The sequence below is a fragment of the uncultured Methanobrevibacter sp. genome, from assembly GCF_902784195.1.
Lineage (GTDB): Archaea > Methanobacteriota > Methanobacteria > Methanobacteriales > Methanobacteriaceae > Methanobrevibacter.
Genome location: NZ_CACZTX010000014.1, coordinates 1 through 13551 on the forward strand (window position 1 = coordinate 1; position 13551 = coordinate 13551).

General features: G+C 33.2%; 11 protein-coding genes and 1 pseudogene. 5 read left to right on the forward strand and 7 right to left on the reverse strand.

Going from position 1 to position 13551, the window contains the following annotated elements; translation table 11 throughout:
• Nucleotides 1-302, reverse strand: a pseudogene (locus QZU90_RS08980) (NADH:flavin oxidoreductase); the annotation flags it as partial.
• A gap of 77 nt (nt 303-379) precedes the next feature.
• Between QZU90_RS08980 and QZU90_RS08985 the strand changes: the two are divergent.
• Entirely contained in the window at nt 380-1177 is a 798-nt protein-coding gene (locus QZU90_RS08985) for an HAD family hydrolase (RefSeq protein ID WP_296856763.1), read from the forward strand.
• A gap of 45 nt (nt 1178-1222) precedes the next feature.
• Here QZU90_RS08985 and QZU90_RS08990 read toward each other — a convergent pair whose 3' ends face one another.
• The 4 genes from QZU90_RS08990 to QZU90_RS09005 all read right to left on the reverse strand — a co-directional run bounded on the left by QZU90_RS08990 (nt 1223) and on the right by QZU90_RS09005 (nt 5356).
• Nucleotides 1223-1981 (reverse strand): sugar phosphate isomerase/epimerase, encoded by a 759-nt coding sequence (locus QZU90_RS08990; RefSeq protein ID WP_295608615.1) that lies wholly within the window; start codon nt 1979-1981, stop codon nt 1223-1225.
• A 189-nt stretch (nt 1982-2170) separates the two neighbouring features.
• Nucleotides 2171-2815 carry an AAA family ATPase gene (locus QZU90_RS08995; RefSeq protein WP_295608617.1) on the reverse strand — a complete coding sequence of 215 codons (645 nt, stop codon included), beginning with the start codon at nt 2813-2815 and terminating at the stop codon, nt 2171-2173.
• 89 nt (nt 2816-2904) lie between these two features.
• Nucleotides 2905-3657, reverse strand: a complete 753-nt coding sequence (locus QZU90_RS09000) for a ParA family protein (protein ID WP_296856765.1) — start codon at nt 3655-3657, stop codon at nt 2905-2907.
• A gap of 397 nt (nt 3658-4054) precedes the next feature.
• Nucleotides 4055-5356 (reverse strand): TrpB-like pyridoxal phosphate-dependent enzyme, encoded by a 1302-nt coding sequence (locus QZU90_RS09005; RefSeq protein WP_295608621.1) that lies wholly within the window; start codon nt 5354-5356, stop codon nt 4055-4057.
• A 278-nt stretch (nt 5357-5634) separates the two neighbouring features.
• Between QZU90_RS09005 and QZU90_RS09010 the strand changes: the two genes are divergently transcribed.
• From QZU90_RS09010 to QZU90_RS09020, 3 genes are all read left to right on the forward strand, one after another.
• A complete protein-coding gene (locus QZU90_RS09010) occupies nt 5635-6693 on the forward strand; it encodes a DUF1786 domain-containing protein (protein ID WP_296856767.1) in 1059 nt (352 codons plus the stop codon).
• 374 nt (nt 6694-7067) lie between these two features.
• Complete coding sequence (locus QZU90_RS09015; protein WP_296856769.1) at nt 7068-7733, forward strand: PHP domain-containing protein; 666 nt, start codon at nt 7068-7070, stop codon at nt 7731-7733.
• Between the two features lie 36 nt (nt 7734-7769).
• Nucleotides 7770-8627 carry a DUF63 family protein gene (locus tag QZU90_RS09020; protein ID WP_296856771.1) on the forward strand — a complete coding sequence of 286 codons (858 nt, stop codon included), beginning with the start codon at nt 7770-7772 and terminating at the stop codon, nt 8625-8627.
• A gap of 203 nt (nt 8628-8830) precedes the next feature.
• Here QZU90_RS09020 and QZU90_RS09025 read toward each other — a convergent pair whose 3' ends face one another.
• Together QZU90_RS09025 and QZU90_RS09030 are read right to left on the reverse strand one after the other, a co-directional pair.
• Complete coding sequence (locus QZU90_RS09025) at nt 8831-10357, reverse strand: 2-isopropylmalate synthase (protein ID WP_296856788.1); 1527 nt, start codon at nt 10355-10357, stop codon at nt 8831-8833.
• A 119-nt stretch (nt 10358-10476) separates the two neighbouring features.
• The gene (locus QZU90_RS09030; protein ID WP_296856773.1) at nt 10477-11592 is read right to left on the reverse strand and encodes a radical SAM protein; all 1116 of its coding nucleotides are present in this window, start codon (nt 11590-11592) and stop codon (nt 10477-10479) included.
• 310 nt (nt 11593-11902) lie between these two features.
• Here QZU90_RS09030 and QZU90_RS09035 point away from each other — a divergent pair, with 310 nt between their 5' ends.
• On the forward strand, nt 11903-13387 hold the full coding sequence (locus tag QZU90_RS09035; protein WP_295606679.1) for a cobyrinate a,c-diamide synthase: 1485 nt from the start codon (nt 11903-11905) through the stop codon (nt 13385-13387).
• The last annotated feature ends 164 nt before the right edge of the window (nt 13388-13551 follow it).

The following is a 13551-nucleotide window of genomic DNA, read 5'->3' on the forward strand; positions in this document are numbered from 1 at the left end:
GCATGATTCAATTGGGCTATTGCAAAACAGTTTTCCTTGTGAATGGCATCTGTCAGTTTTTTAAAGCTGTCTATAACGGAATCATCTGCCATGGAAAGTTGTCTTTGACTTGACTTGCCTTCTAAAGATATATAAGCATGTTCTGTAATTATAAGGCCAGTATATTCCGCTCTTTTCTTGTAGTAATCAATCAGTTCATCACTTGGCTTTCCTTCAATGCTCGCTTCCCTTGCCATAGGAGGCATAACTATACGATTTTTAAGGCAAATGTTTTTCAATTCTAATTTTTTTTCAAGCATCATTTTTTCACTTTTCTTTCAATAAATTTAATATATGACTTATCCATAATTATAATTACTTATTAATTTGAGCTGATATAATGACTAAAAAAGCTATTGTATTCGATAACTCAGGAACATTATTGGAAAGGTTCAGGGTTATAAAGGATGTGTCTACAGGGGAATTTATTACTCATGTAAACTCTTTGGACTTGATTGACACTTGCTTGAATGCCGCACTTGTAGTTCTCCAATTCAATACAAGTCGTCTAAAGGACTTGGATCCAAATACATTGATAAGCGATTTTGTATTGGAAAACAACATAGAGTTTGACATCAGCTATTATTCAACAGAAGTTTCAAAAGAGGAAATCACAGCTATTCTGGAGAAGGATACAGCGGTCATCAAGGACATTACAGACACTTTCCCACTATTGAAGGAAAGGGTTCCACATATGGAATTATGCAACGGTTCAGCTGTCATTATAGACATTGCAGAAGAGAGAATAGCTTACACTATAACATCTGCTGGCCAATTGTTCGGCGGTGTCAAGGACACAATAGCCAAGCTTCAGGATAAGGACATAGATGTTTTCATTGCTTCAGGTGACAGATCTGGTGCTATCAAAAAGCTTGCAAACATCACTGGAATACCTGAAGACCATGCTTTTGCTACAGCAAGCACACATAGAAAAGCGGAAATTGTCTCAAAACTTCAGGATGAAGGCTATAAAGTCATGATGGTTGGTGATGGCCCAAATGACATTTTGGCATTTGAGCAAGCGGACAGCGCTGTTTTAACAACTGAACAGAAAGATGGCGATTTTCCAGATAAATTAAAAGGATATGCTGATTTTGTAATAGAAGACATTTCAGAAGTTCTTCAAATTGATTTTTAGACTAGCTATTTTAAGTTCTTATACCTAGCCAAATTTTTTCTATTTTTACTTATTTTCACTTAAGAAATCCTCTATTACCTTTTTGCTTTTCATCACATTATCGAAATTATTCAATTCAATGATTCCATTTTTCACATATTTCAATAAGTTCAAGTCAAGGGTACCGTCACCGATTGCTTGATGCTTATCCTTTATTCCATCATTGTCATTTATATGGTTATATAGGATATTAGGAATCTTGAAGAAACTTTCCTGATCTTCGCATGTATTGACATGGCCTAAATCTATTGTAATGTTACAACCTGTCTCATTGGTAAGGTTTTCCAATTCATAGGCACGGTTTCCAAGATAGGAAAAGCGTTCTGGCATGTTTTCTATGGATATTTTAGCTTCCTTGTCCTCTGCATAAGCCACCAGTTCATGGGTTGTTTCAGTCAAGAATTCTAGTGCCATATCCCTTAGGTACTTTTCAGGCCTTCCTATTTTACCAGGGTGCGCTGTAATTCCGATAGCACCTATCTCATCAGCAAGGTCAAGGCAATCCTTTGTCTGTTTCACAGACTCCTTACGTATTCCCGGATTAAGGCTTGCAAGGTTAATGTCAACATTCACTGCATGCATGTAGATATCCAAGTCATATGAGTGAAATACTTCAGTGATTTCCTTGTTTCCAAGCATTTCATCAGGTCTATATGGGCCTTCAGCCAATAGTTCAACACTATCAAAGCCATTTTCTACTGCTATATCAAGCATTTCATTTACATCTTTCATGAAAAGTGAAAGAAGTGAAAATCCTAATTTCATTTCAATCCCCGTGTTGTAATTTAGTATAAATTATTTTTTATTTAAATTAAAATTAGCTATTAAAAAATTTTTAAAATTTTCATCTTTTTCATTGATAGATAATGGAATCAATTAAGATTCCAATCATCTACCAATCCTTTGATTTATTGATGTTATGTGGATAATCATAATTTAGATTTAGTAAGTATCTTACAAATGATTAAACAATGTCCAAATTTCAGGATACTTTTCAGCTATTGCAGCATCTATCAAGTCTGATGCTTCACTGCTTATGCTGAATTCAGGTTCGGTTTTTCTCAAGTACCTTAGTACAGCTGCTGATTTTGCTGACCATAAAGTGATTCTTGGGTTTTTTTCCACAGTTTCGATGACTTCATCTACTAGTTTCTCTTCTTTTTCTGAGAGAAGACTACCAACTTCTTTTATATCATCAGAAGCTTCAATTATTTCACTACTTGCATCAGTTTCTTCATTTAAATTAACTGTAGAATCAATATTTTCTACACTTTTTTCTGAACTGATTTTTTCTTCAGTTTTTATCTCATCATCTTCCACTTTTTCATCGTCATTGAAGAAAACATTTGTGTACTCGGATGAGTCTTTAGGTTTTTCATCTTCAACATCTGCTGATTTTTCTAAAACTTGAAGTTCATCTTCACCATCAAATTCCTCTTCAACTTCTTCCACCAGTTCTTCAAATGTTTTTGACTCATCTTCGGATTCCCTTAATAAATCTTCAAGACTAATGCCCTCTTCGACTTCTGTCTCTTCGATCTTTGGAATCAATGAATCCAATCCTCTTCCTAATCCTGTATTCTTTTCCTTTTTAGCCATTTTACCAAACCCTTTCGTGTTTAAAATTTAAAATTTAATTATAATTCATAATCATCAAAATCATTGTTCTAAATCAATATATCCTCTCTTTATTTTCCATCTCTTTCCAATATTTCCTTAGCAAGTTTCAAGTAAGCTATTGCTCCTTTACTTTCTGGATCATAGACAATACATGGTTTTCCATAACTAGGAGCTTCTGCCAAACGTATGTTCCTTGGAATTACTGTATTGAATACATATTCCTTGTCCTTGAAGTATTTTTTTAGTTCGGAATAGACTTCCCTTCCTAACCGGGTTCTTGCATCATACAGTGTTAGAAGTATTCCCTTGATAGGTGTTGGGCTTCTTAATCTAGTTTCCACAAGCTTGATTGTATTCATTAAATCCGCTAATCCTTCAAGTGCAAAGTATTCCGCTTGAATTGGTATCAATACGCTGTCTGCTGCTATCAATGAATTTATTGTAATTATTCCTAGAGATGGTGGCAGGTCTATAATAATGTAATCAAAAATGCCTTTAATCGGTTCAAGTAAGTTTTTCAATGCTATATGATAGTTAGCTTCCTTGCTTAATTCCACTTCGATACCACTTAAGTCGATATTGCTTGGTAGTATGAATAGGTTTTCAATTTTAGTAGGAATTGTTGCTTTTTGAACGCTGCATTCGTTTACTAAAGCAGTGTATACTGTCTTCTTGATTTCTGTTTTATTTATCCCAAAACTTGTGGTAGCATTAGCTTGAGGATCCATGTCAACTACAAGCACTGCCTTTCCCATTGCAGCAAGTGATGTTGCCAAATTAACTACTGTTGTAGTCTTACCACATCCGCCTTTTTGATTCATTACGGCACTTAGAAGTTTTTTCTTAGCACTTATTAGTCACAACCTCATAGTTATTACTTATATATTATAATTTATAAGTTATACTATATAAGTTTTAAGTTATATCTTATTACTTTTACTTTATAATTTATCATTTATAAGTTTTTACTTTTAACTTATTTCTTATAATTTTATAAGTTATTAGTTATAACTTATAACTTATAACTAAAAATTATCATAAGAAATAAGAAAAATATAAGAAAAAATACCTAAAAATAGATGAAAATATTAGAAAAATTCATTAAAAAGAGAGAGAAGTTATCACTTATAAGTGATAACAAGAGTTTTTGTTTGTATAAAATCAGTATTCTATGTAAAAAACAATAAAAAATAAGAAAAAAATAATGGATAAGGAAATCTATTTTGAGTTTTCCATAGATCCATCCATATAACTTGCATAACCTTTAAAGTCCATTAAACCATGGCCAGAGAAGTTAACAACAATAGTTTTTTCTTCACCAGTTTCCTTACATTTTTTAGCTTCATCAATAGCTGCCTTGATTGCATGGTTTGTTTCAGGTGCTGGAATGATTCCTTCGCACATTGCAAACATTTTACCTGCTGCAAATACATCTCTTTGGTGAACAGCTACAGGTTTGATGTAGCCTAAGTCTCTAAGCAAGGACACTTGTGTGTTCATACCGTGGTATCTAAGTCCACCTGCATGTACAGAAGGAGCAACGAAGTTGTGTCCTAATGTAAACATCTTCAAGAGAGGAGTGAATCCAACTTCATCACCAAAGTCGTATCTGTATTCCCCTTGAGTCAAAGTAGGACATGCAGAAGGCTCTACAGCTATGAATTCAGTATCAGAATTGCCTTGGATCTTGTCTTTAATGAATGGGAACAATGACCCACCAAAGTTACTTCCTCCACCAACACAAGCAATCATAGTGTCTGGCTCTTCTTCAACTTTTTCAAGTTGCAATTTAATTTCCTGACCGATTGTAGTTTGATGCAAGATAACGTGGTTCAATACACTTCCTAATGTGTATTTTACCTTATCATCAGTCAAAGCATCCTCTACAGCTTCAGAAATAGCTATTCCAAGGGAACCTGGAGTGTCTGGATTTTCTGCAAGAACTTTTCTACCCACTTCAGTATGTTCACTTGGGGAAGCATGAACCTCTCCGTCATACAATTGCATGATTGTTTTTCTGAAAGGCTTTTGGTCATATGAAACCCTTACCATATAAACGGTACAATCGATTCCCATCATGGAAGCTGCAAGGGATAATGCAGTACCCCATTGTCCTGCACCGGTTTCTGTGGTAATTCTTTCAATGCCTTCCTTTTTAGCATAGTATGCTTGAGCTATTGCACTGTTTAGCTTGTGACTTCCTGTAGGAGATGTATCTTCCCGCTTATAATAGATTTTTGCGGGCGTATTAAGTTTTTCTTCCAATCCTCTTGCTCTAACTAAAGGAGTAGGTCTTCCTAATCTTTGGTAGAGTTCCCTTACTTCTTTTGGGATACTGATGTATCTGTCAGTAGCGAACTCTTGATTAAGACATTCGTTTACGAATATTTGAGGTAATGTGCTTATTTGATCCTTTCCTTCACTGTTTTTAGGAGCAGGAAGTTCTACAGGTAAATCAGCGTTAATATTGTACCATTTGGTTGGTACTTCGTCATTGGATAAATCAATTCTGTATTGCATAATATCACTTTTTGTTTTTTAAATAATCTATTGTAAAAATTTTTTAAGAATGTCCTTTAATCATTCTGTACTAATATTATGTATAATGTACTATATAAAGCTTTGTAGTACATATTTGTACATTAAAGAACTTAAATATTAATCTCTTTAAGTTATATTTCTACCATTATTTTTAAGAAAAAACAAATATTTAGGCATTATTTTTCACTTTAATGATTTTTATTCATTTTTTCATCAATTCAAAAAAATTTAAATATTTACAAAATAAATAAAAAACTATGAAAATTTTAGCTATTGATGTAGGAACCGGTACTGAAGACATTCTATTGTATGACAGTGAAAAAGAGATTGAAAATTCAATGAAATTGGTCATCCCTTCTCCTCATTTAACCATTGGCCAGATGATATCCGAATGCGAAAGTGACATTTACTTTGACGGCGTCATTATGGGTGGGGGAAAGATCAAGGATAGATGTCTTGAACATATGGAAAAAGGATATAAAGTTGCTTTTGAGGATTTGGCAGCAAGAACCATCCGTGACAATATAGATCAGGTAAAGTCATATGGGTTTGAAGTTGTTGAAGAAAATGCTTATGAAAAGGATTCTGCCTATTCAAATTATACAAAAATTTCATTAAAAGATGTGGATGTAAACCATTTGATTGAGATATTCTCTTCATTTGACCTAGACTTGAAGGTTGATGAGCTTATAGTGGCTGTTCAAGATCATGGATACAGTGAGGATATGGGGGATAGGGACTTTAGATTCGAGAAAATCAAGGAAAAGCTTCCAGAACCTAAAGAGCCTGAAACATTTGCAATGGAAGCTGAAAAAGTTCCTGAATACTTTACAAGGATGCAATCTGTAATAAAGTCATTAGCTAAAGATAATCCTGAATTTAAGCCGGTTCTCATGGATACAAAATTTGCATCAATCGCTGGTGTATGCTACGATAAGGAAGTTCTAAAGTTAAACAGCTTTGTTGTTATGGATATAGGAAACGGCCATACTACTGTAGCATCAATTGAAGACGGTAAAATACAAGGTGTATTCGAGCACCACACAAGAGATTTAACTTCTCAAAGACTTGAAGAACTCGTTTTAGCCCTTGCTGACGGAACAATTAAGCATGAGGATGTCCATGGTGAAGGAGGTCATGGTGCATTTGCATTGAATCCTATTTCAAAATTGGAAAAGGTTATTGTTGCAGGTCCAAAAAGAGCATTGATTGAAGGAACAGATCTTGATTATTATCATGCAGCTCCCGGTGGAGATGTTATGATGACTGGAACTGTTGGCCTTGTAAAGTCAATGGAATTCTTAAGAAAAAAATAAAATTTATATATTTATTATAATCATTATAATATAGTTAGATTCAATTTTACATTTAATAATAATTTAATAAAATCTTATAAAATCAATGTATTTACATACATTTTTCTTATTTTTCTATTTTTTCTTATCACTTTTATTCTTTATTCAGTAATTTTATTCTAATATTTTCTCATTTCCTAGTAACTTTTTTATTTTTCCTTGCAACTTTTTTCTAGTATACAGTAAATTTTTTTTCAAGATATTTTTAGTTTTTTGAAATTTTTCACTGATATTTATGGATATATAAAAAAAGTTTATAATGGATTAATGCTAATATAACAATTGATAATATTAATCAATAGTAATTTTATTTTATACAATAAACGAGGCATAATATGAAATTTGATCCGCATATCCATAGTGTTTATTCAGGTGATTCCCGTTCAGAAGTTATCGATATTTTGATCCAAGCTGAAAAGAAAGGTTTAGATGCTATTGCAATCAGTGATCATAATGAGATAAAAGGCTCAAGACTTGCTAGGTCTTATGGCGGAAGCATTATTGTAGTTCCATCAATAGAAATTTCATCCGACAAAGGCCATATTTTAGGATTAGGTGTAGATGAAATAATTCCAAAAGGATTGTCTGCTGTAGAAACTGTAGACCGGATCCATGATGCAGGTGGACTAGCTATTGTTCCTCATCCGTTTTCATATTATAGGCATGGTCTTTTCTGCAAGGTTGACAAGAATCTCAGTGTGGATGGAGTGGAAACAAAAAATGCGAGATACATTTTCGGATACTCCAACAAGCAGGCAGAAACTTTGGCATACAATAAAAGACTTGCAACTTTAGGTGCCAGTGACTCTCATTTTCTCAAATCTGTAGGAGATGCATTCACTGAAGTCAATACCAAGGGAAATGATTCTGTAGATGGAATCCTAAAAGCAATTAAGCATAGACGTTGCAAGGCAATGGGTCATAGGACAAGCAATTTCCTGATAGCTAAGGAAGTCTTTGTAAAAAAAGTCCTTAGAAGATATCCTAAAAGAGAAGAGTAATTGAAATCATAATTGATATGGATATGTGATGATAATATGCCTACTGTAGACACTTTTCTTCCAGATATTATACAAACTACTTTTTTCTCTGGATACACTGTTTTCAATACAATAGTCTATACACTAATTTTAGTGATCTTCATATTGGCAATCATTAAAATGTTTAAGAAGTTGGAGATTGATCCGCTTTCAATTTTCTATTCAATCATTCCATTTATTTTTCTGGGATCTTCAACTCGAGCTTTAGTGGATAATGGAATTCTTCTAAAAACTGTTTTTCTAATCACCCCTGGACTTTACATTCTTATAGGATTGATAACAATAGTATCATTTTTATTTTCCATTTATCTATTCAATAAAAAAGGAATTGATTATAGATATTCATTATTTTCCTTAGGTGTGATCTTTTCATTGCCTAATATAATATTTTTTTCAAATGTAAATTACACTGCACTGATTAATGTCATCTTGACATGGATATTGTCATCATTGATATTTATTGGAATCGTGTTTTTAGTTTTATACATTCGAAACAATATTTTCAAAACTGAGGATAAGATCAATCTTTCAAAGTTCATTGAAAAAATAAAAAAATATAAAATTAATTTTTCCATTGTGCTTGCACATTTGTTCGATGCATCAACAACATATGTTGCTGTAGAATACTTCAATTATGTGGAACAGCATGTTTTACCAAATGCTATAAATCAGCTATTCGATACATATCTTACATTATTTCCTATGAAAATTATAGTCATAGTTGCAGTATTATACATAATCGACCAATATTTCGATGACTTAACAATCAAAAATCTATTAAAATTAACAGTATTTGTATTAGGATTAGCACCAGGATTAAGGAATATTTTGACATTAATTCTTGGTACTGTATGATTGAAATTTTATGAAAATTTAAAAAATTTTTCTTCAAGTTTCGAAAAATATTTTTTTTCAAATTTTATAATATATATTTTTAAAAATAGTAAAAAAGATTAAAAAAATAATAAATGAAAAAAGATGAAAAATAATAAAAAATAAAAAAATGTAAAAGAAGAAAAAATAGTAAAATGAAAAATTGTTTAAAAAATAAAAAAAGTTTAGATATTTTTCTCAATAGCCAATAATCTATTGATTGAGTTGATGACTGCTACCACACTTGAAATGATAACGTCCTCTCTAGTAGCTCTTCCTGTTGCCCTATGGCCATCATTGTCTGAAATCACTACAAAAGTTTCGGCCAATGCATCAGTACCACCGCTTACCGCTTCAAGTCTGTACTCTTCAAGGTTGATTTCAACAGTTTCATTAACGAGTGATTTGATTGCACCAATAGCCGCATCAACTGGACCCACTCCAATTTGAGAGGTTTCAATAACCTTTCCTTCGATTGAAAGTCTTACGGTTGCTGTTGCAGATACTGACTCTCCAGTCATTACGCTCATTCCAAGCAATTTGATGTACTCTTTTCCACTGGTACTCAATTCAGTGATCGCAATGGATTTCAAATCCTCATCTGTAATGCATTTTCCTTTATCCCCAAGTGTCTTTACCTGATTGTAAATGTTTTCGAATTGCTTAGGACTTACTTCTATATTGAACTCTTCCAATTTGGACTTTATTCCAGCATGGCCGGTATGCTTTCCAAGGGCAATTCTTCTTTTGTGCCCTACAAGTTCAGGTGGAATCGGTTCATAGGTAGAGCTGTTTTTCAATATTCCATCCACATGGATACCGGATTCATGTGCGAAAGCATTTTCTCCAACAATTGGTTTTGTAGGAGGCATCTTTATACCTGTAATTGATCCGATGAAATTGGATGTGTCATAAAGTTTGGTTGTGTCTACACCTATGTTTGCACCATAAGCTATCTTCAAGCTGACAACAAGTTCCTCTAAAGAGGTGTTTCCAGCTCTCTCACCGATACCGTTTATTGTACAATGGGCCTGGTTTGCCCCTTCTTCAATACCGATGATTGAATTTGATACAGCAAGTCCAAAGTCATTATGGAAATGAAGACTAATCGGAACATTGATTTTCTTTCTCAAGATTCTTATTAAATCTCTTGTAGTGGATGGGACTAAAATTCCAACAGTGTCTGGTACATTTATCACATCTGCTCCTGCACCTTCAACGCCTTTGTAGAATTCTATTAGATAGTTAAGTTCTGTCCTTGTTGCATCTTCAGCTGAAAATTCAACAGTGAGGCCATGATCTTTAGCATATTCAACCGCTTCAATGGATTGATTCAATATTTCCTCTTTTGATTTTTTCAGCTTATAGTCTCTATGCAGTGGGGAAGTTCCAATAAACAAATGTGCGTATGACAAGTCAGAGTCAATAACTGCATCTATATCCTTTTTCAACACTCTTGCAAGACCACATAAATTAGACTTGAATCCTAATTCAACCATTCTTTTTGCAGCCTTTCTTTCACCTTCTGATACAGTTGGAAAACCCATTTCAATGGTGTCCACTCCAAGTTCATCCAGCTTTTGAGCTATCTTTATCTTTTCATCAACTGTTAAAGCGATGCCGGGAGCCTGTTCCCCATCTCTTAAGGTTGTATCGAAAATTCTGATCTTATCAGGGAGTTTCAATTCTTCCTTTACATCTTCAATGTTTATTGCATTCATTTTTCCCTATCCTTTTTGATTTAATAAGTATAATCTTAATATAATCTTAATATACTTAATTTTTTATTTTTTAGTATTTATTATTTTTTTATCTATTAATTCAGTGTCTATTAGTAGTTATCCAAAGCTGATTGATAATTTCCATCTAGTTTTATATATGGCTCTGCCCTTTTTACCACAACACCTATTCTTTGAAGCTCTTCCAATTTTTTAAATGGCTTGTTTCTTCGGATGGCCATAATCTTCCTTGCAGATTTTGGGCCTATTCCTGGAACTCTAATCAAATGCTTGTATGATGCATAATTTATTTCTACAGGGAAAATATCCATTTCCCTTGCGGCTAAAATTTTAGGGTCTTCCCTTAAGGATAATTTGTCGTTCTCATCAAATACAAGTTCTTTCACGTCAAACTTATAATCGTTAATTAATGCATCTGCATGATACAGTTTAGTGGTTCTATCAGTATTGCATGATTCCTTTTTCTCAAATTCTGTTCCTTCTACAGGTGAAAATGCGCTGAAGTAGCTTCTTCTCAAGTCCACTTTCTTATATAGGCTCTCCATTCTTTTGAGAATTTCAAGGTCGGTTTCATCATTTGCACCAACAATCAATTGTGTTGTATGGCCGGATTTTGCAAAACTTGGATTTTTTCTAGCTATTTCATTCATCCAATCAAGTCTTTTCAGGATATCCTTATTGTAATCCTTGGTGCTTGTGATTTCATTAAGGCCGTCTTTTGTAGCTGCTTCAATATTCAGGCTTACCCTATTAGCCAAGCTCATGGCCCTTTTTATTGAATCCTTTGATGCTCCTGGAATGATTTTTAGATGTATATAGTCATCATATCCATAGTCTTTTCTAAGGATTCTTGCAGTCTCTATGGTCTTTTCCATAGTGTTGTCTATAGTATCTCCAATTCCTGAACTTAAAAAAAGACCATTGACATAACCGTTGTTGTAGTAGTGCAGGAAAGCTCTTGAAAGTTCTTCAGGACTTAATTCAAGACGAGTGAAATTGCGTTTGCTTTGGTTGATGCAATATTTGCAGTCGTTTTTGCACTTGTTTGTCATCAATGTTTTAAATAGAGGTATCTTGCATCCATTATGTCCTGTAGCATGGTAAATCCCAGGGAGATTGACCTGTGAGCTCTTGCTATGGCTGACATAATCGCAGAGATCATATTGTGCGCTATCTGCCAAAACCTGCATTTTTTCTAATGTGGACATAATTCACCTCTTTATTTTTTTTAAAATTATTGAATTTTGTTTAAAAAAATTATTCTATTTTATAATTCTTATAAAGATACTTTTTTATAAATCTTCTGATTATTAATATCTATAATTATTATCTTTATTTATATTAATAAATTTTAATAAATTTGAAATATTACTTTTTAAATTATTACTATTTTTAATTATTACTTTTTTTAAAAAAATCCCTTATTTTTATTATTTTTATCATAAATCAATTAAAATTTAAAATAATTCATTCTAAAGATAAGAAAATTTTATATAAAATATATGCTAATGTAATATTATGAAAGTCGTACTAGCTGGAACTGGAAGTGCTGTTGGAAAAACCACTATTTCTACAGGAATCATGAAAGCACTTCAAGATGAAAATGTCCAACCGTTTAAGGTTGGCCCTGATTTTATTGACCCTTCTTATCATACAATTGCTACAGGCAATGTGTCAAGGAACTTGGATTCATTTTTCATGGATGAGTTTCAAATAATCAATTCATTTGAAAGGGCACTTAAGATATCCAAGTCCAATATGGGCATTATTGAAGGTGTAAGAGGTCTATATGAAGGTATCAGTCCTATTAGTGATATAGGTAACACTGCCTCCATTGCAAAGGCCTTGGATGCACCTGTAGTGCTTCTTATGGATTCTAGAAGCTTGGTGAAAAGTGCCGCAGCTGTTGTTTTGGGCTTTAAGGCTCTTGACCCGGATGTACGTATTGAAGGAGTTATCTTGAATAAGGTCAAAGGCCAAAGACATTACCTAAAGGCTAAGGAATCAGTAGAAAAATTGGCTAATGTTCCAGTAATAGGCGGTATTCCAAGAAATGAAGAGATAGCAGTTGAAGAAAGGCATCTCGGTTTGGTCCCAGCTCTTGAAAAGGAAAAGATCAATAGGAATATTGAACTTTGGGGGCATATTGCAGAGGAATATATAGACTTGGATGCTCTAAAGGATATAATGAAAACATCCAGCAAATCTGCTGTAAAAGACAATAAGAATAAGGCTATCGAATCCATGGAAGAGGATAATAATTATGGCCATCGTGTAGATTTATCCATACATGAGGATGAATTCAATAGGGAACATAATGAGGCAATTAACCTTGAAGTAACCAATGGTTCAAAAACCGGAGAGCTATGGAAAACTGGAAATAAAGCCCCTATAAAAATTGGTGTGGCTATAGATGAGATATTCACCTTTTACTATAAGGAAACATTGGAATCTCTTGAGGATAATGGCGCTAAGATTGTTCCATTCAGCCCTTATAAGGATGAGGAAATTCCAGATGTTGATGCTCTTTACATTGGTGGAGGATATCCTGAAGTCTTCAAGAGGGAATTGTCTGAGAATGAATCCATGCTTAATTCCATCTATAAGTTCCATAAGGAAGATAGGCCAATATATGGTGAATGCGGTGGATTAATCTATTTATCCCAGTCCATTGATGGCCTAGGAATGGTCAATGCAATTCCTTACAGCGCAGAAATGACTCCTAGAGTACAAGGATTGAATTATGTTGTAGCAAGATCAAATAGGGATAATCTCATATCTGAAGAGGGAGATATTTTCCGTGCTCATGAATTTCATTACACTAAACTCAACATAGACAGTACAGATGAGCTTGTATTTGATGTGCTCAGAGGCAGAGGAGTGTTAAATAATATGGATGGAGTAAGTGTTGGAAACACTTTAGCTAATTACATTCACATTCATGCTTGTTCATGTCCTAATTTTGCATACAATTTCACTAAAAACATAGCAGAGTTGGACTAAATTTATTTTTTCTTTAAATTTTTTTAATTTTTTTTGATTTCTACCGAATTTAATTTTTCAATTCTTTAAACATTTTATCATATTTTTTAATTTTTCTATTTTTTTATCTCCTCGGACTTTTTTTAAAATTTATTTTTGTATAATGTATACATTTTTTCCATCAT

Coding starts and splice junctions, on each gene's coding strand:
- QZU90_RS08985 (WP_296856763.1), top strand. CDS start 380: ATGACTAAAAAAGCTATTGTATTCGATAACTCAGGAACATTATTGGAA.
- QZU90_RS08990 (WP_295608615.1), bottom strand. CDS start 1,981: ATGAAATTAGGATTTTCACTTCTTTCACTTTTCATGAAAGATGTAAAT.
- QZU90_RS08995 (WP_295608617.1), bottom strand. CDS start 2,815: ATGGCTAAAAAGGAAAAGAATACAGGATTAGGAAGAGGATTGGATTCA.
- QZU90_RS09000 (WP_296856765.1), bottom strand. CDS start 3,657: ATGAATCAAAAAGGCGGATGTGGTAAGACTACAACAGTAGTTAATTTG.
- QZU90_RS09005 (WP_295608621.1), bottom strand. CDS start 5,356: ATGCAATACAGAATTGATTTATCCAATGACGAAGTACCAACCAAATGG.
- QZU90_RS09010 (WP_296856767.1), top strand. CDS start 5,635: ATGAAAATTTTAGCTATTGATGTAGGAACCGGTACTGAAGACATTCTA.
- QZU90_RS09015 (WP_296856769.1), top strand. CDS start 7,068: ATGAAATTTGATCCGCATATCCATAGTGTTTATTCAGGTGATTCCCGT.
- QZU90_RS09020 (WP_296856771.1), top strand. CDS start 7,770: ATGCCTACTGTAGACACTTTTCTTCCAGATATTATACAAACTACTTTT.
- QZU90_RS09030 (WP_296856773.1), bottom strand. CDS start 11,592: ATGTCCACATTAGAAAAAATGCAGGTTTTGGCAGATAGCGCACAATAT.
- QZU90_RS09035 (WP_295606679.1), top strand. CDS start 11,903: ATGAAAGTCGTACTAGCTGGAACTGGAAGTGCTGTTGGAAAAACCACT.